The sequence below is a fragment of the Kaustia mangrovi genome (assembly GCF_015482775.1).
Lineage (GTDB): Bacteria > Pseudomonadota > Alphaproteobacteria > Rhizobiales > Im1 > Kaustia > Kaustia mangrovi.
The window spans coordinates 343,557-364,154 of record NZ_CP058214.1; the positions used below are offsets into that span (position 1 = coordinate 343,557).

Consider the following 20,598-nt stretch of genomic DNA (forward strand, 5'->3'; position numbering starts at 1 on the left):
TCGCTCAGTCGTCTCCCGTGAACAGCCGGGTCAGCGGTAGCTGCGTCTTGGCGAAGGGGGTCTTCATCACGACGAAGCTGAAATAGCGGTCGATCCCGATGTCGCGGTCGATCAGCGCCTCGATGATCGTCTGGTAGTCGACGATGCCGGCGGTGACGAACTTGGCGAGATAGTCGTAGCCGCCGGAAACCAGATGGCATTCGACGCAGCTGTCGATCTTTTCCAGTGCTTCCTGAAAACGGGCGAAATCGATCTGGCGATGGTTCTTGAGCGTGAATTCGGTAAACACGGTCAGTGTCTCGCCGAGCTTGGCCACGTCGATCTGTGCCGAATATCCGATGATGTAGCCGGCCTGCTGGAGCTTCTTGACCCGCATCAGGCACGGCGAGGGCGACAGATGCACGAGCTCGGCCAGTTCCACGTTGGTGATCCGGCCGTTGCGCTGCAATTCGGCAAGGATCCTGACGTCGATCCGGTCGAGTTTCATGCGGTTGTTCATCGGTTCGTCCCTTCGATCCGGCGAAGTGTACCCCTTATGCGACAGGGCGACCGGACTGCCAAGCCGGCACTGTTCGACATGAAATGCCGTCTTTCGCCCGTCGTGCGGAAGATGTGTCCGGTGCGGGCCGGATAGAGTTGCCCAAACCATCGGAGACCGCCATGCCCGCGCCCCTCATGCCCATCGAGACCGCCGCCCGCATTCCCGCCGAGGCGGACTGCGTCGTCATCGGCGCCGGTATCGTCGGCGTCAGCGCCGCCTACTGGCTGGCGCGGGCCGGGCAGCGGGTCGTGCTTCTGGAAAAGGGGCGGGTCGGCGCCGAGCAGTCCAGCCGCAATTGGGGCTGGTGCCGCCAGCAGAACCGGGATGCGCGGGAACTGCCGCTCGCCACACGCAGCCTCGCTCTGTGGGAGGAGATGACCGCCGATATCGGCGAGGATCTGGGCTTTCGCCGGTGCGGGCTGCTCTATCTCTCCGACGACGAGGCCGAGATCGAGGGGTGGGCGGACTGGGGCCGTTTCGCGCGCGGCGAGGGGGTCGATACGCGCATGATCGGCCCGGCGGAGGCCGCCGAGCGCGGCGCGGCCACCGGGAAGGGCTGGAAGGGCGGCGTCTGGTCGCCCAGCGACGGCACCGCCGATCCCTCCCGTGCCGCGCCGCTGATCGCCAGGGGCGTCATGCGCCATGGCGGCATCGTCGTGCAGTCTTGCGCAGCGCGCGGCATCGAAACCTCCGCCGGCGCCGTCTCGGGTGTCGTCACGGAGGCGGGTACCATCCGCACGCGCAACGCGGTGCTTGCGGGCGGGGCCTGGGCGGCGAGCTTCCTGCATCAGCTCGGGATCGGGTTCCCCCAGGCCTCGGTGCGCAGTTCCATCCTGTCGGTCGCGCCGGGGGCCGACGGTCTGCCCGCCGCCCTGCACACGGCCGGTGTCTCGGTGACAAGGCGCGGCGATGGCGGCCATACATTGGCGATCTCGGGATATGCCAGTCTCGATCCGACCCAGGGGGCGCTGAGCGGCGCCCGGCATTTCCTTCCCATGTTCGCCAAGCGCTGGCGGTCGCTGAGGCCGGGCGGGCTGCAGGCCTGGCGCGCCGGCTTCGAAACCCGCCATATCTGGGCGTTGGACCGCGAAACCCCTATGGAGCGCACGCGCATCCTCGACCCGCGCCCTTCCGCGTGGCTGGTGGACAAGACCCTGTCCCGCGCCCGCCGCCTCCTGCCTGCGCTGAAGCCGTTGCCGGTACAGGCGCAGTGGGCCGGCTATATCGACAGCACGCCCGACGGAGTGCCGGTGATCGATACCGATATCGGCCTGCCCGGCCTGACGCTGGCGGCGGGCCTGTCGGGCCATGGCTTCGGCATCGGACCGGGGGTGGGCCATCTCGTCGCCGATCTGATCCTCGGGCGCGAACCGATCACCGCGACCGCACAATACCGCCTCGACCGGTTCTCCGGTCGCCAGTGGGGCAAGGTGGCGGAGTTCTAGTCGCATGCCGCGAAGCGTCCGATGGAGAAGGGCGCGATCGGGGTCTCGCAGGCGCCGGTGGCGATCAGTTCCGCCATCGCGTCGCCCACGCCGGGGCCGAGCTGGAATCCGTGACCGCAGAAGCCGAAGGCATGGAACAGTCCCGGAACCGTTCCGGACAGTCCCATCACCGGTAACCCGTCGCGCACATATCCCTCGCAGCCCGACCATTGCCGGATCACGGCCACCTCCCGCAAGGCCGGCACCAGCCGCACCACGGCGCGAAGCTGCTCGGGCAACCGGGCCGGATCGGCCCGGGCATGGCCCGGATCGGGGTCGACCGGCACCCGCGCGACCGCGCCGCCGAACACCACATTGCCCCGCTCGACCTGCCGCAGATAGGCGCCGTGATCGCGCGACCAGACGCCGACCACCGGCGCGATACGATGGGGCAGGGGCTCGGTCACGGCCATTTGCGGGCCGTGGGCGGTGAGCGGCACCGGCTCGCCGAATTGCGCCGCGATCTCCGCACCCCATGCCCCGGCACAGTTGAGAAGCATCGACGCCTCGCGGCGGCCGCGCGCGGTATCGACCGCGAAACCGTACGTCGTGCGGGCGATCCCGGTCACCGTTGCCCGGTCCAGGATCTCCGCGCCGGACGCCGCCGCTGCCGCCGCGAAGGCGGGGCCGACAAGCCGGGGATTGGCCGATCCGTCCCGGGGGGAAAAGGAGGCGGCGATGGCCTCGGGGCCGAGGCCCGGGAAGCGTCGGCGGATCTGGGCGGGCGCCAACTCGTCGAGCGCGAGCCCCAGAGGAGTCGCTTCCTCGGCAAAGCGCCGCATGTCCGCCAGACCGTCCGTGTCGAAGATCAGCCGCAGATGCCCGCTCGCGCGGAACTCCACGTCGCGGCCCAGAAGAGTCTCGGCCCGGGCCCAGAGCGCAAGCGACCGGTTCGCCAGGGGCAGCTGTGACAGGTGGCGCCCGCTGCGCCGGATATTCCCGAACGAGGCGACAGTGGCGCCGGCACCGATATGCCGTCGCTCGACCAGCGTCACTCTCAGGCCGCGCCGGGCCAGGAAGAAGGCCGAGGCCGCTCCCATCAATCCGCCACCCAGGACGATCACATCCATTCCGCCGCCCCTCCCATATCCGGCATTTCCCCATCACAACGCCGCGACGGGTTTGCGTCAAAGACGGGAAACGAGGCACAATATAAGTCAACCCTATGGAATGGACATGCGCGCACGTCAGCTCGAAGTCTTCACCGCCGTCATGCGGGCCGGGACCGTCACCGGTGCCGCCCGGCTGCTCAACATCTCGCAGCCCGCATTGAGCCAGATCCTGATGCATGCCGAGGACGAGCTGGGCTTTGCCCTGTTCGACCGGAAGAGGGGGCGCCTGCACCCGACGCCGGAGGCCTTGGAGCTCTATCCGGAGGCAGAGCGGCTCTTCGGCGGACTGGAGGGCTTGCGCCGCAAGACCGCGGATCTGCGGCTGGGGCGGGCGGGGCTGGTGCGGATCGCGGCCTCGCCGCCGCCGGCCATGGCACTTCTGCCGCAGGCATTGGCCGCGTTCCGGGCCCACCATCCGGATGTCCTGCTGAGGACGCATGTGGCGCCGATTGCCGCGATGGTGGACATGCTGCGCGCGGGCGACGTCGCACTGGCGCTGGCGCTCGACGACGCCCTGCCGCCCGATATCGAGGTCGAGCGGATCGGTCGGACCTCCTTTTGCTGCCTCCTGCCTGCGGGGCATTCGCTGGCCCAGGCCGACGTGCTGACCTTCGCGGATCTCGCGGAAGAAACCGTGATCTCCTATCGCACCATGACCCGCCCTCACGATGAGCTGGACGCCGCCGCAAGGGTGCGGAAGGTACGGTTCGTGCCGCAGATCGAGATCGACTCCTCGATTGCGGCAGCCGGCCTCGTGCAGGCCGGGCTGGGTGTCGCCGTGGTGGACGCGTTGCTGCCCTGGACGCAGTTTCCGGGTCTGCATGTGCGTCTGCTGGAGAACGCTCCCGCACTGCCCCTGTCGCTGCTGACCCTGCGCGGCAGGTTGTTCTCGCGCGCGGAGGAGGCCATCCGGTCGCAATTGCGGGCAGTCGAGATCAGCAGGGCATAAGCTTGTCTTATGCACCATGCTCCGATGCGTCTTGGACGCGGTCGGCGGTTTCTGGTCGTTTTCTCGGAAACAGACCGGAAAGGGACAATCCCACATGGATGGCAGCGCGCGGCCTGCAGACTGGAAGATCGGTGTCGATATCGGCGGCACCTTCATGGATTTCTGTGCGCTGGAGACGCGCTCGGGCCGGATCGCCTCGCTGAAGGTGCTGACCTCGCCCGACGATCCCGGCGCCGAGCTGTTGACCGGGCTCGACCTTCTTGCCGAACGCGAGGGGCTGGAGGCCGAACACGTCACCCGCTTCGTGCACGGGACCACGGTGGGGATCAACACCATCCTCCAGCGCAAGGGCGCCAGACTGGCAATGATCACCAATGCCGGGTTCGAGGATGTGATCGAGCTTGCCCGGCTGCGCATGCCCGACATGTACTCGCTGTTCTGCCACCGCCCGGAGCCGCTGATCGCGCGCGACCTCATATTCGGCATTCCGGCCCGCCTGCGCGCCGATGGCAGCGAAAGCCTGCCGCCCGATCCGGACGCGGTGTCCGAGGCCATCGCGAACGCCCAGAAAAAGGGGGCCGACGGTATCGTCGTCGCGCTCCTGCACAGTTGGCGCGACGGCCGCCAGGAGGCTGCCGTGAAGGCCATGATCGAGGCCGAAGCGCCGGATCTGTTCGTCTTCGCCTCGTCGGAGGTCTGGCCGGTGATCCGCGAATATGAGCGCACCTCGACGGCGATCCTCAACGGCTATGTGTATCCGCGCGTCTCCGGCTACCTGACGGCGCTGGAGACCCGGCTGAAGGACCGCCATGTGCCGGCGCGGGCGATGCTGACGAAGTCCAATGGCGGGCTGATGAGCGCGGGTGAGGGGCGGCGCAACTGCGTGTCGATGCTCCTGTCGGGTTCCGCGTCTGGCGTCATCGGCGCCTCCTGGCTCGCCCGGCAGGCCGGCGAGACGCGGGTGCTGACGCTGGATATCGGTGGGACTTCTGCGGATTTCGCGCTGATCGTCGACGGTGCGGTGCAGTTCGGCAGCGACGAGATGATCGGAGAGTTTCCGCTGCATATTCCCTCCGTCTCGGTCAGCTCCATCGGCATTGGCGGCGGTTCGGTCGCCACCGCGGACAGCCAGGGCGTATTGCGGGTCGGGCCGGAATCGGCAGGCTCCTCGCCCGGCCCGGCCTGCTACGGACGAGGTGGCGAGCGGGCCACGGTGACCGATGCAATGGCGGTTTGCGGCTGGCTCGGCCATGCCGAGATGGCCTATGGCCAGCTTCCGATCGATCTGGATCTGGCCCGCCGGGCGGTCGCGGAGCTGGCCGGCAGCCTCGGGCGCGGGGTCGAGGAGACGGCGCAGGCCATTCTCGACATCGCAATCTCGGAAATGTTCGTCGAGGTGGAGAAACTGTCCTCGCGTGCCGGCGTCGATCTGCGCGACTTCGCACTCATGCCCTTTGGCGGGGGCGGACCGATGCTCGGCGCATTCCTCGCCCGGGAACTGGGCATGCGGCGCGTGATCGCGCCGCGCCGGCCGGGCGTCGTTTCGGCGCTTGGCGGTCTGGTGGCCGATCTGCGGGGCGATTTCATCAAGACAATCTATGCCGATCTCGACGCCGCCGCGCCGGACCGCCTGGATGCGGCCTTTCGCGAGCTCACCGCCGACGGGCACGACTGGCTGGCCGCGCAGGGCCATGACGGCGCCGCCGATCTCCGCCTGTCCGCCGATATGCGCTATTGCGGGCAGAGCTACGAGATCGAGGTCGCGCTGGAGCCCGACTGGCTCGCCGATCCGGAGCGCACCGCCGCGGCCTTTCACGAGACGCACCGGCAGATCTACGATTTCGACGACCCGGAGGGCCGGATCGAGATCGTCAACTTGCGCCTTTCCGCCATCGGCGCGGGGCCGAAACCGGTCTTTCCCGAAAGCGATCGTGTCGACGCAAGCCCCGCACTGGCCTTGCGCCACGTTCCGGTCCATCTGCACGGGACCCGCGAGGTGGCGCTGTTCGACCGCGCCGCGCTCACGGCCGGCGCGGAGTTCGCAGGTCCCGCCATCGTGGTGCAGGAAGACACCACCTTCGCCGTCCCCGACGGGGCGCGGGCCCGGGTGGACCGGCACCTCAACATTCATCTCAGCCTTGCGGAGTGAGCCCGATGTATGACCGGATGACCCTTCAGGTGCTCGCCAACCACGCGCGCGCCGCGGCCGAGAACATGGCTCACACATTGCACCGCACGGCCCATTCGGCCTTCGTCAAGGAGACGCAGGACTTCACCGTCATGCTGATGGACCGTGCGGGCGATACCTTCGCGGTGCCGATGGAGCTCGGCGCGACGTGGTATCCCGGCCTGAGCTATGCCCGTGCCATCGCCATGGTCGACGATTACCGCCCCGGCGACGTGGCCTTCACCAACGATCCCTATTCGGGCCATGTCGCGACCCACGCGCCCGATACCCATCTGTGGAAGCCCGTCTTCGCCGAGGGCGAGATCGTTGCCTGGACCGGCGGGCACATCCACAATACCGACATGGGCGGCGCGGTGCCGGCCTCGCTGTCTCGCTCGCTGACGGAGGTGCACCAGGAGGGTTTGCGCTTTCCGCCGATGAAGCTGGTCCGCGAAGGCACCTTCGACGCCCAGATCTTGCGGATCATGGAAACCAATGTGCGCAAGCCCGCGCTGAATATCGGCGACATCAAGGCGCTGGTCGGCGCGCTGAACACCGGCGAGCGCAAGGTTCACGCGATGATCGAACGGTTCGGCAGGCAGGGCTTCCTGACCGGGGTCGCCGCGCTGATGGACCAGGCCGAGGCGCAGGCGCGCGAGATCCTGCGCGGCATACCCGATGGCGACTACGTCTTTGCCGATTATGCCGACGAGGACAGCGATATCGGCAATCCCTGCCGCCTGAAGCTCACCCTGTCCGTCCGGGACGATAGCGCGGTGCTGGATTTCACCGGCTCCGACCCGCAGCTCGCCAGCTCGCTGAACGTGCCGTCGGGCGGCGATCCGCGGCACACCATATTGCTCGTCGGCGTCTATTACGTGCTCTACACGCTGAACCCGCGGATCCTGCTGAATACCGGCCTGACGCGCCCCTTCACCTGCATCGCGCCGGAGGGCACGGTGCTGAACCCGGTCGAGCCGGCGGCGGTGGGGATGCGGTCCTTGACCTGCGCGCGGCTGCGCTCGGTGATCTTCGGGGCGTTCAGCCAGGCAATCCCCGAGCGCATGCCCGCGGCGCCGGCGGGCAACAACTGTATCGTCAACGTCATGACCCATGACGAACGCAGCCGCCGGGCGGTGATCGCGGCGGTCAACCCGGTGGTGGGCGGCGGTGGCGGCATGCCGCATCGCGACGGCACCAACGGGTCGGGCGCGGATGCGGCCTATCTGAAGAACACCCCCATCGAGATCACCGAGACCGAGGTGCCGGTGGAGTTCGTCAAATACGGGCTGGCGCGGGATTCCGGCGGGCCCGGGCGCTGGCGCGGCGGGCTGGCGACCGAGATGGCGTTTCGCGTCTTCGCCCCCGACACGCGGATCACGGCGCGCAATCGCGATCGTTCGGTGTTTCGCCCCTGGGGCGTTCTGGGCGGGCGTGCGGCCGGGTTGTCCGACATGGTCGTCAATCCGGGAACCAGCGACGAGCGGCGGCTCGGCAATACCGACACGGCGGTGCTGCAGCCCGGCGACGTTCTGGAGATCCGGTCCGCCGGCGGCGGCGGCCGGGGCGATCCGATGGCGCGCGAGCCCTGGCGGGTGGCGCAGGATGTCGCGCGCGGCCATGTCTCGGAAACCGCCGCGAGGGAGGAATATGGCGTGGTCCTGACCGGGGGAACGGTGGACGAGGCCGCGACCACGGCTCTGCGCGCACAGGCGCGGCCACATATCGGCCATTTCCATTTCGGGCCCGAGCGCGAGCGCTTCGAAGCGCAATGGACCGCGGCGGCCTATGACCGGCTCACCGATATCCTGTCGGCCCTGCCGATCCACTGGCGCTTCTTCACCAAGACCGAGATTTTCCGCCGCATGGAGGGGCGGTCCGGGGCCGAGGGGGTCGAGGCCGCCTTCGCCGAAACCCGCGCCCGGTTTCCCCAGATGCCGTCTTCGCCGCGGGTTGCGGAGGCTGCGGAATGAGCGCGGCACCGGGGCGGGGACGGTTGCTGAGGCTTGCCGAGATCGACCGCGCGCACCTGACCTTCCAGTTCGACGGAACCGAGATGGAGGCTCTCGATGGCGACACGGTGCTCACCGGGATCCTGATGTCGGCCGGCAGCCTGCGTTCGGCCGAGTTCGGGCCGGAGTGCCGCGCCGGATTCTGCCTGATGGGCACCTGTCAGGATTGCTGGATCTGGCAGGAGGATGGCCCCCGTCTTCGTGCCTGCTCAACGCCGCTGCGGAACGGGATGCGGCTCCTGTCCCGCCCGGCTGTGGATTGGCCGGACAGGCGGCCATGACCCGGGTGCTGATCGTCGGCGCGGGGCCCGCTGGCATGCGCGCGGCCGAGACGCTGTCGAATGCGGGGCTGGTCCCGGTCGTCGTGGACGAGGCCGCCAGGGCCGGCGGCCAGATCTATCGCCGCCCGCCGGAAGGCTTCACCCGCCCGGGCGAGAAACTCTACGGGTCGGAAGCCGGCAAGGCGGCGGCGCTGCATCGCATGTTCGACGCGCTGGTCCGGGCGGGCAGGGTCGACTATCGCCCGCACAGCTCCGTCATCGGCTTTTCCGGCAACGAGGCATTGCTGCTCGGTGCGGAGGGGACGACCGCGATTGCCCATGACCTCCTGATCCTGGCCACCGGGGCGACCGACCGCCTGGCACCGGTGCCGGGCTGGCAGCAGGCCGGCGTCTACAGCCTCGGCGCGGCGCAGGTCGCGCTCAAGTCGCAAGGCGTGGCGCTGGGGCGGAAGATCGTGCTGGCAGGATCCGGACCGCTTCTGACGCTGGTCGCCCGTCAGCTCCGCAAGGCGGGGGCAGGGCTTGCCGGCGTGCTGGACACCGCCCCGCTGGCGGCGCAGGCGGCCGGCGGGATGCGCATGGCCGCGGCCCGCCCGCTGGTCACGGCGCGCGGGGTTGCCATGCGTGCCGGGCTCGGGCGGCTTTACCGCGCTGGGGTGACGCTTCAGAGCATCGCCGCGGGCGCCGATGGCCCGAACGCCGTGCATTGGCGCGACGCCTGGGGACGTCCCCGGACCACCCCCTGCGATACGGTGGCGCTCGGTTGGCATCTGCAGGCCGAAACCGCGCTGGCCGATCTTGCCGGCGTCCCCTTCGACTGGTCGGCGACCTGGGAGCAATGGTTGCCCCGGACCGACGATGCTGGCCGCGCGGGCAGGGGGATTTATCTCGCCGGCGACGGCCTGCGCCTGCTCGGTGCCGACGGCGCGGAGATCGCCGGGCGGCTGGCGGCCCGCGCCTGCCTGGCCGATCTGGGCCACGACATCCCGGCCGGGGACGAGGCGAGCGACCGCCGCCGCATGGCGCGAATGCGGCGTTTCGCCGACGGTGTCGCGCGGGCCTTTCCCTGGCCCGCCCAAATGGTTGCCAAGCTGCCCGACGACGCTGTGATCTGCCGCTGCGAAGGCATAACCGCCGGCGAGCTGCGCGCCACGTTGCCCCTGTCCGGGCCCGAGGCGAACCGCGTCAAATCCCTGGGCCGGGTGGGCATGGGGCGCTGCCAGGGGCGCTACTGCCAGCGTGCCGGAGCGGAGCTGATCGCGGCCGGGGCGGGAACGACGCCGGAGGCGGCGGGACGGCTGCGCATGCAGCCCCCGGTGCGCCCGGCGCCAATCGCTGCACTGTGCCGGATGGTCCGCGAGGACTGATCCCCCGCGAAATCTTCTGCCCCGGTTCCGCCTCGCGAAAGCGGATTATGCTGCCCGGCCGGCGCTTTCGGCAGCCGGTACCGGCCGCGCCGCGCGAAGCTGACGGCAAGACCACGAAGAGGTTTCCATGACACTTGCCTTCGACCCGTCCCGGCTGACGCTTCCGTCCGGCCACTATATTGGCGGCCGCTATGTGGAGGGGCCGGAGGAGATCGCGGTCGTCGCACCGTCGAACGGGCTGACGCTGGCCGCCATTCCGCGCGCCGATGCCGCGATGGTGGATCGTGCGGTCGCGACCGCCCGCGCCGCGCTCGACAGTTCGGGCTGGGGCGGGACGGCCCCGCGCGACAGGCTGCGCGCGCTCCACCGCTGGGCCGATCTGATCGAGGCCGAGGCCGGGACGCTGGCGCGGCTCGAGGCGGTCTGCTCGCCCCGTCCCGTGGCGCAAGCCGCCGCCGGCGACGTGATGGTGACTGCCGAACAGATCCGCTTCTTCGCCGAATTCGCCGACAAGGAGAGCGGCGATCTGGTTCCCACCTCGGACCGCCAGCTCGGCCTGATCTCGTCGGAACCCTATGGCGTGGTCGGTGCCATTACGCCCTGGAACTTTCCGATCTCGATGGCTGGCTGGAAGCTCGCCCCGGCGCTCGCAGCCGGCAATGCGGTGGTGCTCAAGCCCTCCGAGATGACGCCCTATTCGACGCTCTATCTGGCCGAGCTCGCGGTGAAGGCGGGGATTCCCGAGGGGCTCGTCAATATCGTTCTCGGCGACGGCCCGGTGACCGGCACGGCGCTGACCGGTCATCCAGGGATCGACAAGGTGTCCTTCACCGGCTCCACCCGCGCGGGCGGTCAGATCATGGAGAACATCGCGCGCGCCGGCATCCGGCCGATGACGCTGGAGCTGGGCGGCAAGAGCCCGATGGTGGTCTTCGCCGACGCCGATCTGGAGCTGGCCGCCGACTGCCTCGACCGGGGGATCACGCCGAATGCCGGACAGTTCTGCGTGGCGGGCTCGCGCATCGTCGTCGCCCGCGACATCGCGGAAGAGCTTGCCGCCATGCTGATCGAGCGGTTCGCCCGCCACGTGCCCGCCGCCACCTGGGAGGAGGTGCCCGGCTTCTCCCCGATCATTTCCGAACCCCAGCTCGGCCGGATCGACGGCATCGTCGGCGCCGCGGTCGCGCAGGGCGGCGAGATCCTTTGCGGCGGCGACCGGTTCGACCGCGAGGGCAGCTTCTACCGCCCGACCCTGATCGGCGGGGTCGACGCGGCGAACCCGGCGGTCACGGAGGAGATATTCGGCCCGGTCGCCACCTTCCAGACCTTCGAAACGGAAGATGAGGCAATGGCGCTCGCCAGCCATCCGACCTACGGCCTGTGTGCCGGGCTGTTCACCCGCGACCTGAACCGCGCCCTGCGGCTGTCGCGCCGGATCGAGGCCGGAACGGTCTGGATCAACCGCTACGGGCGCTCGCACGATCATATCCTGCCCACCGGCGGCTGGAAGGCCAGCGGGCTGGGCAAGGATCTGGGGCGCGAAGCCTATCTCGCCAACCGCCGGACGAAATCGGTGTTGGTCGACCTTTAACCGCCGCGCTCGCGGCCTCCCTCCGGCCGCCGGCGAAAGAGGACAACCGGCAATGTCGTCTGATCCGCTCCTCCAGCCCTTCCAGATCAAGAGCCTGCGGCTGAAGAACCGCATTCTGATCACCGCGCACGAGCCCGGCTATGCCGAGGACGGCCTGCCGAAGGACCGCTACCGCGCCTATCACGTCGCGCGGGCCCGGGGCGGGGTGGCGCTGACCATGACCATCGGCTCCGCCGCGGTGGCACACGACAGCCCGCCATCCTCCGGCGGCGTGCAGGCCTATCGCGACGAGATCGTCGGCTGGATGCGCAAGATCGCCGAGGAATGCCACGAGCACGGAACGGCGGTGATGATCCAGCTCACCCATCACGGCCGCCGGACCCGGTGGGACAAGGGGGACTGGCTGCCGACGGTCTCCGCCAGCCGCGAGCGCGAGGTCTCGCATCGCGGCGTGCCCAAGGCGGCGGAGGACTGGGACATCCGGCGGATCGTGCAGGACTATGCGGATGCGGCTGAGCGGATGAAGGAGGCCGGTCTCGACGGCGTCGAGTTCATCGCGACCGGCCATCTTCTGGACCAGTTCTGGTCGCCGCGCTCCAACACGCTGGACGGCCCGTATGGCGGCTCCCTGGACAATCGCCTCCGCCTGACCTTCGATGTGCTTTCCGAGGCAAGGAAACGGGTCGGCGAGGACTTCCTTCTGGGCGTCCGCTATGCCGGGGACGAGAACGCGGCCGACGGCGTCGATATCCAGGAAGGGCTGGAGATCTCGCGGCGCCTCAAGGACAGCGGGCTGGTGGATTTCCTCAACGTCACGCGCGGCCATATCGACGACGACGCCGGGTTGACCGACATGATCCCGGTTCAGGGCATGCGGGGCGCCCCGCATCTCGAGCTCGCGGGCGAAATCCGCGCGGCCACCCGATTTCCCGTGTTCCACGCCGCCAAGATCCCGGATCTCGCCACGGCCCGCTATGCCATTGCGGAGGGCAAGCTGGACATGGTGGGCATGACACGGGCCCATCTCGCCGACCCCGACATCGTCCGCAAGATCGCCGCGAGGCAGGAGGATCGCATCCGTCCCTGCGTCGGCGCCAATTACTGTCTCGACCGCCGGTTCCAGGGGGCGGATGCGCTGTGCATCCACAATCCCTCGACGGGACGCGAGACCGTCATGCCCCATGAGATCGCGCCGGCCGCAACGCCGCGTCGGGTGACGATCGTCGGAGCCGGGCCTGCGGGCATGGAGGCCGCGCGTGTGGCGGCCGAGCGCGGGCACGAGGTGATCGTTCACGAGGCCGCCAACGATCCGGGCGGGCAGATCCGCCTGACCGTGCAGTCCGACCGCCGCCGCGAGATGGTCTCGATCATCGAATGGCGGATGGCGGAATGCCTGCAGCGCGGCGTGACCTTCCGGTTCAACAGCTTTGCCGAGGCCGACACGGTCACCGCGGACAATCCCGACGTGGTGATCGTCGCCACTGGCGGCCTGCCGCACGAGGTTCCGCTGGCGCAGGGGCGCGACCTGGCGGTGACCGCCTGGGACATTCTCTCAGGCGACGCGCAGCCGGGCCGCTCGGTGCTGGTTTTCGACAATGCGGGCGACCATGCCGGCCTTCAGGCGGCGGAAATGATCGCGGCGACCGGCGCCCGGGTCGAGATCGTGACCCCCGACCGCAGCTTCGCGCCGGAGGTCATGGCAATGAACCTCACCCCCTATATGCGCAGCCTGCAGGCGCTCGACACGCGCTTCACCGTGACCTGGCGGCTCAGGCGCGTGACCCGAAAGGGCAACGGGCTGCTGGCCGAGCTTGGCAGCGACTACGGCGAGATGACCCGCCTGCGGGAGGTGGATCAGGTGGTCGTCAACAACGGGACGGTCCCGCTCGACGATCTCTATTTCGATCTCAAGCCGCTTTCGTCGAATCTGGGCGAGGTGGACAACACAGCGCTTCGGACCTCCGCCCGGCAGACCATCGCGACGAACCCGGATGGCCGCTTCCAGCTCTTCCGGATCGGCGATGCCGTGTCCTCGCGAAACACCCACGCCGCGATCTACGACGCCCTGCGCCTGACACGGGTTCTGTGACCGGAGAGGTGGGTGCTATCGCGCCGGCGAGAGTGCGGCCGAGATTTGCTCCACGATGGCGCCGACGCTCTCGGTTGCCAGTCTTTCGGCGGCCTCCACAGCCTCCGGTCCCCGGCTCAGGCCCTCCATATGGACGGCCATGACCCGGTGAATCCCCATCGTCCGGAATACGTGGCGGACATAGGGTGTCAGGAAATCCGGTTGGGCGGAGTCGCCGAGCCTTCCCCGCACGCCACGATCAGGACAACGGGACGGTCCGCGATCAGGCCGGCCTTGCCTTGCGGGGTCAGGGCAAATGTGCGACCGGGCCGGACGACCATATCGATCCAGGCCTTGAATGCCGCGGGCACGGTGAAATTGTGCATCGGCATGTCGATCACGACCGCGTCGGCGGCCTCCAGCTCGCAGATGAGCTCTTCCGACGGTTCGAGGTTTCGGCGGTGCTCGTCGTTGCGTGTGTCGTCCCGGCGCAGGCTGGCGTCGACGAAATCGGCATCCGGCAGGGGCGGGGGCGTCGTCGTCAGATCGCGGCGCGTGGACCCGGCGTGCGTCTGCGATTTCAGCCTGTCCACCAGCATGCCGCCCATCTTGCGGCTGCAGGACCCCGAAACGCGCGGGCTCGCGCTGATATGAAGGATGTTCATCGCCGGTCGCCCTCCGGAGTGTCCCGAAGAGAAATGGAGAACTTGAGCGCCCGCGCGAGCAATCCTTCGCGGAAATAGAAGCGGTGCCCCAGCGCGTTGGACAGCGGGGTATCCAGAAGCAGCATCTCCAGCCCGAGCCGCTGCCCCTCGGCCTTCAGGCGGTCCATGAGGATTCGGCCGAGACCGCTGCTTCGTTCCCGCGCATCGGTCACGAGATCGTCGACATAGAGGTGGGGTCCGAAGATGAGATTCTCCTGCACCCTGAACCCCGCCAGGGCCATCGGACGCCCGCCCTCCCATGCGGCGAGGAGGCGATAACCCGTCTCCTTCTGCCGTTTCCACCGGTCGACGAACTCCGTCTCGGAGGCGAGATGCGGTCGTAACTGGCGCATGACCGGAAAGCAGCGTGCGACCTCGTCCTCCGCATCGACAATGCGCACATCGATGTCCGTTCCTGTCGTCATCGCACGATCACTCCGCCTTGGCCTGTGGACGTGGAGGGTCGAAGCACAGCCCGATGGCGATGCGGTTCCAGGCGTTGATCGTGCCGACCGTGACCGTCAGCAACGTCGCCTCCCGCTCATCGAAGCATTCGCGCAAGGCTGCCCAGGCCTCGTCCGGCGCGCCCTCGCCATTCGGCCGCGTCAGCAATTCCGCCCAGCGCAGGGCCGCCCTCTCGCGCGTCGAGAAGACGCCGGCATCGCGCCAGGCCGGCACGAGGCCGAGCTTGGTCTCGTCGACACCCAGCTTGCGGGCGATGTTCAGGTGAAGCTGGATGCAGAAGGCACAGCCATTCATCTGCGAGACGCGCAGCTTCACGAGTTCCGTAAGGTCCTTGTCGAGCCCGCCGTCGTCGACGGCCTTTCCAAGCGCGATCAGCGCGGCATGGGCGGCCGCCTGGGATGTCGCGAAGGCGTCATAGGCGGGCCTGCTCGTCTCGTGTGGCATGAGGTGACCTTTCCGATCGGATTCGATAATATAAGAACACGAACATCATATAAGAAGTCTTATATTATGAGCAAGACGGACTCCCGAGACGGTCCTTCCCTGCCTGGCCCGGGGGAGGGAAAGCGTGGCGAGGATGGCTATATAGGCTATCTGCTTCGACAGGCGGCGAATGCGTATGAGACCCATCTCTCGCGCGTGCTTGGAGATCTCGGCGTAACGCCGCCGCAATTCTCGGTGATGACGATGATCGCCGCCTATCCGGGGCTTTCGAACGCCGATATTGCCCGGTTGGCGTTTCTGACCCCGCAAACGGTCGGCGTCACTGTCGCCAATCTCGTGAGGGCCGGCGTCGTCTCGAAACGCCCCCATGCCGTCCACGGCCGCATTCAGCAGCTCGAGCTGACCGACAGAGGACGTGAACTGCTCGACGCCGCGAAACGACGTGTCGACGCTGTCGAGACGGAGCTGGTGGAAGGCGTCGACGACGCCGGCGAGCGAACGTTGAGACGATGGCTCGCCCAGATCTCTTCGTGCCTGTCGAATGGCTGAGGCTTGGGGAGGGGGTCCGATCCGGCGGTGAACCGCGCACCGCCGGCATGCCTTGGCGCTACGGCGAGTGCCCGGACAGAAGATTGTCTGCCATGAAGTCGACGAAGACGCGCAGCTTCGGCGACAGATGCCGGCTCGACGGCCACAGGATGCGGAACGTGCCGGTATGGCGGACGGCGTCGTCCAGCACGCTCACAAGCGCGCCTGTTGCAAGCCGGTCTCGCACTGCGAAATCCGGCAGGCAGGCTAGCCCCAGCCCCTGCTCGGCCATGTAGAGCAGGGGCTCTATCGCGCTTGAGACGGATGCCCTTGCCATCGTTTCGACCGGGGCACCGTCTTCGTCGGCAAGACACCACTCTTCCAGCTTGCCTGTGGAGGGGTAGCGATGGCGCAGACACCGGTGGCCTGCCAGATCGGCAGGGGAGCGGGGAACGCCGTATCGTTCGAAATAGCCCGGCGCGCCGACCAGCCTGTAGCGAAACGTGCCAAGCGACCGCGTCATCAATCTGGAATCGTCGGGATCGCCGGTGCGGATCGCCGCATCGAAGCCCTCCTCGATGACGTCGACAAGGCGGTCGGTGAAGTCGAGGTCCAGCTCGATATCCGGCCAGGCCCGCATGAAGGCGGACAAGCTCGGCATCATCAGCATACCAACCAATGGCAGGCTGACCCGCAGCACGCCGCCGGGATGCGCGCGCGACTGCGAGAGCTCCAGTTCGGCCGCCTCCATCTCGCAGAAGATCCGGCGGCAGCGTTCCAGGAACAGGCGGCCTTCCGGCGTCAGCGTGATGGCGCGGGTCGAGCGGTGAAACAGTCTCACGCCGAGGCGGTCCTCGAGCCGCGCGACGGCCTTTCCGACAGCAGATGACGACACGCCGAGCTGGCGTCCCGCAACCGTGAAACTGCGGGCCTCCGCCGCCTGAACGAAGACGTTGAGCGCGCCAAGGCTGTCCATGGGGATCGGCATGATGGCGGACATTTTAGTCCGAAGTGATCGGAATTGAAGCCTGTTTTTCCGGGTGGGGCAGCGTGCCAGTTTCGCGACCATCGCAATGTCCAGACGAGGTTTCCCGATGGTCCCGGCATCCCTGACCGCTATTTCCGCGTTTCTGCAGCCCACCGTCTTGAGTGTGACCGTCGACGCGATGTCCGGCGGCGCGAGGCATGCCCGATGACCGAGCTCGGAGATCGCATCGGTGCGCCCCCGGGCGCTGAGACGTCATCGCCTGCGTCGGACCGTCTGCCCTGGGGCGGCCTGCTCGCGCTGTCCATGGCGGCCTTCGTCACCATCCTGACCGAGGCCTTGCCCGCGGGGCTTCTGCCCCAGATCGGCGCCGGCCTCGGCGTCTCGGAGGCGGCGGCGGGGCAACTTGTCACCGTCTACGCCGTGGGCTCGCTCATGGCGGCAATCCCGTTGACGGTCTTCACGCAAGGGGTGCGCCGCCGTCCGCTCCTGCTCGCAGCGATCGGCGGATTCCTGGTGGCGAACACGCTCACCGCTGTCTCCGGCAGCTATGGGCTGACGCTGGCTGCGCGCTTCGTGGCCGGTGTTTCGGCAGGATTGCTCTGGGCGCTGGCTGCCGGCTATGCCGCGCGCATGGCGCCCGAACATCTCAAGGGCCGGGCGATTGCGGTCGCCATGGCGGGAACGCCGCTGGCGCTCTCGCTCGGCGTGCCGGCGGGAACGTTCCTCGGGGCGGTCATAAGCTGGCGTGCCTGCTTCGGCCTGATGAGCGGGCTCACCGTCATCCTGATTGTCTGGGTGCTGGCCAGAGTTCCGGATTTCGCCGGCGAGCCTGCCGGAGAGCGCCGGTCGCTGAGAAGCGTCGTCGCGCGTCCGGGAATTCGGCCGGTGCTGTTCGTCGTGCTCGCCTATGTGATCGCCCACAACATTCTCTACACCTATATCGCGCCGTTTCTCGACGCCGCGGGCATGGTGGCGCGAACCGACACCGTGCTCCTGGTCTTCGGCATCGCGTCGTTGGTCAGCATCTGGATCGTGGGCGTGCTGATCGACCGGCGCTTGCGGGAACTGACCCTGTTCAGCACGGCGCTGTTCGGCCTCTCCGCCGCCGCGCTCTGGATCTGGGGCGACGTGCCGGCGGTCATCTATGGCGCGTCCGCCGTCTGGGGGCTCGCTTTCGGAGGGTGCGCGACGCTGTTTCAAACGGCGAGCGCCAAGACCGCGGGCCCGGCGGCGGACATCGCCCAGTCCATGCTGGTGACGACCTGGAATACCGCCATCGCCGGGGGCGGGCTTGTCGGCGGCGTCCTGCTCGACCGGCTTGGCGTCGGCGCCTTTGCCCCGAGCCTGCTGGTCCTGCTCATCGCGACCTTTGCCGTGACGCTCGCCGCGCGCCGGCACGGATTTCCGCTCCACCGTCCTCTCTGACGTTCGATCTCGACAGCCCTCCGTGTCGGATGCCCCGATGGGAGGTCATTGGCGATAGGCGCTGAGATCGATCTCGCGTAGCGGGTTGCCGCCGTCGATGAAGAGACGTCCGCCGGGCGTGAGGGCCGCCGCGATCCTGCGCCTGGCGGCTTCGCCGGACTTCGGATGCCGGCCGTCCAGCGCACCCACGCGCACCGCGATGGCGATGTCGAAAGGCGCATCCCCGTCGCGCAACTCGAACGCCTCCACGTCGACCTGCCGAAAGCTCAGGCGGCCGCTTTCCAGCTCGGCGCGCGATCCCGTCTCGGCCTGCGCGATGGCCCTGGCGGAGCGGTCGATGGCGAGGACATGGCCGTCGCCTATGCCCGCCGCCATTACCCGGGCCATCGCGCCGGGACCGCACCCGATCTCCAGCACGCGCAGTCCCGGACGGAGCGGCAGCGCCTCAACGATGGCTTGCAGTCGCGAAGAAAGGGTGTGTGTCATCCGGCGGCCTGAAGCGGGAGCGTCATCGCGTATGTCACATCCATCCAGCGGTCGGGGCAAGGAGATCGTCATGCGGACGCTGGGCGGCATCCTTTTCCGCGAGCTCTCCTCTTGTCGAACTGGTCGGCGTGCCCTGCGCCTCGCCCATATCCGGAAATCCGACGCTTGACTTCAAGTCGACTTGAAGTGGCAGCCTGCTCTCGAGCCGGAATTTTGGCAAGAGGGCAGACTCTATGGAACAAGCAGAAACGCACGCATCGGCAAGGTCGATATCGGGACTCACGGCCGCGTTGGCTCTATCGATGCTTCTGGCGTCGCTTGGAACCAGCATCGCCAATATTGCGCTGCCGACGTTGGTTCTGGCGTTTTCTGCACCGTTCGCCCAGGTGCAGGCGGTCGTCGTCGCCTATCTCGCCGCCCTGACGATCTCGGTCGTCATCGCGGGCCGCCTCGGCGACTGTTTCGGATTGAAGCCGATGCTCGTCAGCGGCTTGGCGATCTTCGCCGTCGCCTCGGCAATGTGCGCGATGGCGCCAAACCTTTGGGTGCTGGTCGGTGCGCGGGCGGTTCAGGGTGTCGGCGCGGCCTTCCTGATGACGCTCGCCATGGCATTGATGCGCCAGACGTCGAGCGAGGCCCGCGTGGGCCGTGCCATGGGGTTGCTCGGCACGGTGTCTGCGCTGGGGACGGCGCTGGGCCCGACGCTCGGCGGGGTGTTGATCCCTGTGACGGGATGGCGTGGCATCTTCTGGGTGCAGGTACCGCTGGCGGTTCTGGCCTTGGTGCTTGCCATCGCAATGCTGCGGGATACCCCCGGCAAGCAGAAGGCGCGTTCGGCGGGCCTGCGGTGGTCGGTGCCGAACAGGAGCCTTACGCCCAATCTCCTCGTCAATGTTCTGGTCGCCGCCGTCATGATGACGACATTGGTGGTCGGCCCCTTCTATCTCGGCCTCGGTCTTGGCCTGGAGGAAGCGCTGGTCGGGTTTCTCATGGCGATCGGTCCGGCGATCTCCATCGTCAGCGGCATTCCTGCCGGCCGGCTCGTCGATGCATGGGGGAGCGCTCGCGTGCTTGCCATGGGGCTCGCTTTCCTGGCCGCGGGGGCTTTCCTTCTGGCGGTCCTGCCGAACATGATCGGCGTGACCGGATATGTGCTTTCCATCGTTGTTCTGACGCCGGGCTACCAGCTTTTCCAGGCCGCCAACAACACGGCCGCGCTGGCGGAAATCCCCAAGGACCGGCGCGGCACGGTCTCGGGACTTCTCGCCCTGTCGCGCAACTTCGGCCTGATCGCGGGGGCATCGGTCATGGGCGCCGTTTTCGCCTACGGCGTGGGGACAGAGAATTTTGGCTATGCGACCCCTGCGGCGATCGCGACGGGGATGCAGCTGACCTTCCTGCTGGCCGGCGGCATGATGATCGTCGCAATCGGGGTTGCTGTCGGGCATCGCAATCCCGCCAAACGCCCGCAGTAACGGCCGTTGGCCACGCATATCGGCGGGGATGGCGGGCCATGCGGGATGGAACCGGGCGCTATTCCTGCGCCATAGCGCTATGACAGCCTTGAAAATATACGGTTGAAGGCCGTTCACGAAACGACGCGACGTAGCCTATGGCTCGATAGCAGCCGCGATCGCCGGTGTGTTCTCCTCGCCCCAAACACACAATGGCTGGAGCGCTTCGGCCAGCGCTTTGCCAAGCGGTGTCAGGCCGTAATCCACCCTCGGCGGTATCTCTTTGTAATCGGTGCGCGTGATGATCCCATGTGCTTCCAGCTCTTTGAGCTGCTGAATGAGCACCTTATCGCTTACGCCTTTCACGGCTCGCTTCAACTCGCCGTATCGCATCGTACCTTTGGCCAGGAAGAACAGGATGAGCGGCTTCCATTTTCCGCCAACAACCCGAAGCGCTGCGTCCAGGCCGCAGATGAAAGGGGAGTGATGTTCGCTTTTATCGTTCATCCAGGATACTTACCAAAAGGTGCAT

At 67.9% G+C, this 20,598-nt stretch carries 19 protein-coding genes; 11 read left to right on the forward strand and 8 right to left on the reverse strand.

Features of this window, described 5'->3' with window-relative positions; all coding sequences use genetic code 11:
• Positions 1-4 precede the first annotated feature (4 nt).
• The gene (locus tag HW532_RS01645; RefSeq protein ID WP_213164377.1) at positions 5-487 is read right to left on the reverse strand and encodes an Lrp/AsnC family transcriptional regulator; all 483 of its coding nucleotides are present in this window, start codon (positions 485-487) and stop codon (positions 5-7) included.
• A gap of 173 nt (positions 488-660) precedes the next feature.
• On the opposite strand from HW532_RS01645, the gene HW532_RS01650 reads away from it, so the two are divergent.
• Positions 661-1,986 carry an NAD(P)/FAD-dependent oxidoreductase gene (locus tag HW532_RS01650; RefSeq protein WP_213162759.1) on the forward strand — a complete coding sequence of 442 codons (1,326 nt, stop codon included), beginning with the start codon at positions 661-663 and terminating at the stop codon, positions 1,984-1,986.
• Here the strand turns inward: HW532_RS01650 and HW532_RS01655 are convergent.
• Positions 1,983-3,095 carry an NAD(P)/FAD-dependent oxidoreductase gene (locus HW532_RS01655; protein ID WP_213162760.1) on the reverse strand — a complete coding sequence of 371 codons (1,113 nt, stop codon included), beginning with the start codon at positions 3,093-3,095 and terminating at the stop codon, positions 1,983-1,985. The genes HW532_RS01650 and HW532_RS01655 overlap by 4 nt on opposite strands.
• A 106-nt stretch (positions 3,096-3,201) precedes the next feature.
• Here HW532_RS01655 and HW532_RS01660 point away from each other — a divergent pair, with 106 nt between their 5' ends.
• The 7 genes from HW532_RS01660 (at position 3,202) to HW532_RS01690 (ending at position 13,593) form a co-directional block, all read left to right on the forward strand.
• On the forward strand, positions 3,202-4,086 hold the full coding sequence (locus HW532_RS01660) for a LysR family transcriptional regulator (protein WP_213162761.1): 885 nt from the start codon (positions 3,202-3,204) through the stop codon (positions 4,084-4,086).
• Between the two features lie 94 nt (positions 4,087-4,180).
• Complete coding sequence (locus tag HW532_RS01665; protein WP_213162762.1) at positions 4,181-6,235, forward strand: hydantoinase/oxoprolinase family protein; 2,055 nt, start codon at positions 4,181-4,183, stop codon at positions 6,233-6,235.
• A 5-nt stretch (positions 6,236-6,240) separates the two neighbouring features.
• Complete coding sequence (locus tag HW532_RS01670; RefSeq protein ID WP_213162763.1) at positions 6,241-8,226, forward strand: hydantoinase B/oxoprolinase family protein; 1,986 nt, start codon at positions 6,241-6,243, stop codon at positions 8,224-8,226.
• Positions 8,223-8,546, forward strand: a complete 324-nt coding sequence (locus HW532_RS01675; RefSeq protein ID WP_213162764.1) for a (2Fe-2S)-binding protein — start codon at positions 8,223-8,225, stop codon at positions 8,544-8,546. The genes HW532_RS01670 and HW532_RS01675 overlap by 4 nt, the downstream gene beginning before the upstream one ends.
• Positions 8,543-9,913 carry an FAD/NAD(P)-dependent oxidoreductase gene (locus HW532_RS01680; RefSeq protein ID WP_213162765.1) on the forward strand — a complete coding sequence of 457 codons (1,371 nt, stop codon included), beginning with the start codon at positions 8,543-8,545 and terminating at the stop codon, positions 9,911-9,913. The genes HW532_RS01675 and HW532_RS01680 overlap by 4 nt, the downstream gene beginning before the upstream one ends.
• Before the next feature lie 127 nt (positions 9,914-10,040).
• On the forward strand, positions 10,041-11,504 hold the full coding sequence (locus HW532_RS01685; RefSeq protein WP_213162766.1) for an aldehyde dehydrogenase family protein: 1,464 nt from the start codon (positions 10,041-10,043) through the stop codon (positions 11,502-11,504).
• 52 nt (positions 11,505-11,556) lie between these two features.
• Positions 11,557-13,593 (forward strand): NADH:flavin oxidoreductase, encoded by a 2,037-nt coding sequence (locus HW532_RS01690; RefSeq protein WP_213162767.1) that lies wholly within the window; start codon positions 11,557-11,559, stop codon positions 13,591-13,593.
• Positions 13,594-13,781: 188 nt separating this feature from the next.
• Here the strand turns inward: HW532_RS01690 and HW532_RS01695 are convergent, their stop codons facing one another.
• The 3 genes from HW532_RS01695 to HW532_RS01705 are packed head-to-tail and all read right to left on the reverse strand — an operon-like array spanning position 13,782 to position 15,185.
• Positions 13,782-14,237 carry an FMN-dependent NADH-azoreductase gene (locus HW532_RS01695; RefSeq protein WP_213162768.1) on the reverse strand — a complete coding sequence of 152 codons (456 nt, stop codon included), beginning with the start codon at positions 14,235-14,237 and terminating at the stop codon, positions 13,782-13,784.
• Complete coding sequence (locus HW532_RS01700) at positions 14,234-14,701, reverse strand: GNAT family N-acetyltransferase (RefSeq protein ID WP_213162769.1); 468 nt, start codon at positions 14,699-14,701, stop codon at positions 14,234-14,236. The genes HW532_RS01695 and HW532_RS01700 overlap by 4 nt, the downstream gene beginning before the upstream one ends.
• A 7-nt stretch (positions 14,702-14,708) precedes the next feature.
• Positions 14,709-15,185 (reverse strand): carboxymuconolactone decarboxylase family protein, encoded by a 477-nt coding sequence (locus HW532_RS01705; RefSeq protein ID WP_213162770.1) that lies wholly within the window; start codon positions 15,183-15,185, stop codon positions 14,709-14,711.
• Between the two features lie 66 nt (positions 15,186-15,251).
• On the opposite strand from HW532_RS01705, the gene HW532_RS01710 reads away from it, so the two are divergent.
• On the forward strand, positions 15,252-15,734 hold the full coding sequence (locus HW532_RS01710; protein ID WP_213162771.1) for a MarR family winged helix-turn-helix transcriptional regulator: 483 nt from the start codon (positions 15,252-15,254) through the stop codon (positions 15,732-15,734).
• 58 nt (positions 15,735-15,792) lie between these two features.
• On the opposite strand, the gene HW532_RS01715 is transcribed toward HW532_RS01710, so the two are convergent.
• Entirely contained in the window at positions 15,793-16,689 is an 897-nt protein-coding gene (locus HW532_RS01715) for a LysR family transcriptional regulator (protein WP_213164378.1), read from the reverse strand.
• A 216-nt stretch (positions 16,690-16,905) separates the two neighbouring features.
• On the opposite strand from HW532_RS01715, the gene HW532_RS01720 reads away from it, so the two are divergent.
• Complete coding sequence (locus tag HW532_RS01720) at positions 16,906-18,126, forward strand: MFS transporter (RefSeq protein WP_213162772.1); 1,221 nt, start codon at positions 16,906-16,908, stop codon at positions 18,124-18,126.
• 45 nt (positions 18,127-18,171) lie between these two features.
• Here HW532_RS01720 and HW532_RS01725 read toward each other — a convergent pair whose 3' ends face one another.
• Positions 18,172-18,612 carry an SAM-dependent methyltransferase gene (locus tag HW532_RS01725; protein ID WP_213162773.1) on the reverse strand — a complete coding sequence of 147 codons (441 nt, stop codon included), beginning with the start codon at positions 18,610-18,612 and terminating at the stop codon, positions 18,172-18,174.
• A gap of 233 nt (positions 18,613-18,845) precedes the next feature.
• Between HW532_RS01725 and HW532_RS01730 the strand changes: the two genes are divergently transcribed.
• Positions 18,846-20,087, forward strand: a complete 1,242-nt coding sequence (locus HW532_RS01730) for an MFS transporter (protein ID WP_213162774.1) — start codon at positions 18,846-18,848, stop codon at positions 20,085-20,087.
• A 135-nt stretch (positions 20,088-20,222) separates the two neighbouring features.
• Here the strand turns inward: HW532_RS01730 and HW532_RS01735 are convergent, their stop codons facing one another.
• Positions 20,223-20,573: a winged helix-turn-helix transcriptional regulator gene (locus tag HW532_RS01735; RefSeq protein ID WP_213162775.1), complete on the reverse strand. Its 351-nt coding sequence runs from the start codon at positions 20,571-20,573 to the stop codon at positions 20,223-20,225.
• Between the last annotated feature and the right edge of the window lie 25 nt (positions 20,574-20,598).

Coding starts and splice junctions, on each gene's coding strand:
- HW532_RS01650 (WP_213162759.1), top strand. CDS start 661: ATGCCCGCGCCCCTCATGCCCATCGAGACCGCCGCCCGCATTCCCGCC.
- HW532_RS01725 (WP_213162773.1), bottom strand. CDS start 18,612: ATGACACACACCCTTTCTTCGCGACTGCAAGCCATCGTTGAGGCGCTG.
- HW532_RS01720 (WP_213162772.1), top strand. CDS start 16,906: ATGACCGAGCTCGGAGATCGCATCGGTGCGCCCCCGGGCGCTGAGACG.
- HW532_RS01695 (WP_213162768.1), bottom strand. CDS start 14,237: ATGAACATCCTTCATATCAGCGCGAGCCCGCGCGTTTCGGGGTCCTGC.
- HW532_RS01730 (WP_213162774.1), top strand. CDS start 18,846: ATGGAACAAGCAGAAACGCACGCATCGGCAAGGTCGATATCGGGACTC.
- HW532_RS01715 (WP_213164378.1), bottom strand. CDS start 16,689: ATGGACAGCCTTGGCGCGCTCAACGTCTTCGTTCAGGCGGCGGAGGCC.
- HW532_RS01705 (WP_213162770.1), bottom strand. CDS start 15,185: ATGCCACACGAGACGAGCAGGCCCGCCTATGACGCCTTCGCGACATCC.
- HW532_RS01645 (WP_213164377.1), bottom strand. CDS start 487: ATGAAACTCGACCGGATCGACGTCAGGATCCTTGCCGAATTGCAGCGC.
- HW532_RS01700 (WP_213162769.1), bottom strand. CDS start 14,701: ATGACGACAGGAACGGACATCGATGTGCGCATTGTCGATGCGGAGGAC.
- HW532_RS01735 (WP_213162775.1), bottom strand. CDS start 20,573: ATGAACGATAAAAGCGAACATCACTCCCCTTTCATCTGCGGCCTGGAC.
- HW532_RS01655 (WP_213162760.1), bottom strand. CDS start 3,095: ATGGATGTGATCGTCCTGGGTGGCGGATTGATGGGAGCGGCCTCGGCC.
- HW532_RS01665 (WP_213162762.1), top strand. CDS start 4,181: ATGGATGGCAGCGCGCGGCCTGCAGACTGGAAGATCGGTGTCGATATC.
- HW532_RS01685 (WP_213162766.1), top strand. CDS start 10,041: ATGACACTTGCCTTCGACCCGTCCCGGCTGACGCTTCCGTCCGGCCAC.
- HW532_RS01670 (WP_213162763.1), top strand. CDS start 6,241: ATGTATGACCGGATGACCCTTCAGGTGCTCGCCAACCACGCGCGCGCC.
- HW532_RS01710 (WP_213162771.1), top strand. CDS start 15,252: ATGAGCAAGACGGACTCCCGAGACGGTCCTTCCCTGCCTGGCCCGGGG.
- HW532_RS01680 (WP_213162765.1), top strand. CDS start 8,543: ATGACCCGGGTGCTGATCGTCGGCGCGGGGCCCGCTGGCATGCGCGCG.
- HW532_RS01660 (WP_213162761.1), top strand. CDS start 3,202: ATGCGCGCACGTCAGCTCGAAGTCTTCACCGCCGTCATGCGGGCCGGG.
- HW532_RS01690 (WP_213162767.1), top strand. CDS start 11,557: ATGTCGTCTGATCCGCTCCTCCAGCCCTTCCAGATCAAGAGCCTGCGG.
- HW532_RS01675 (WP_213162764.1), top strand. CDS start 8,223: ATGAGCGCGGCACCGGGGCGGGGACGGTTGCTGAGGCTTGCCGAGATC.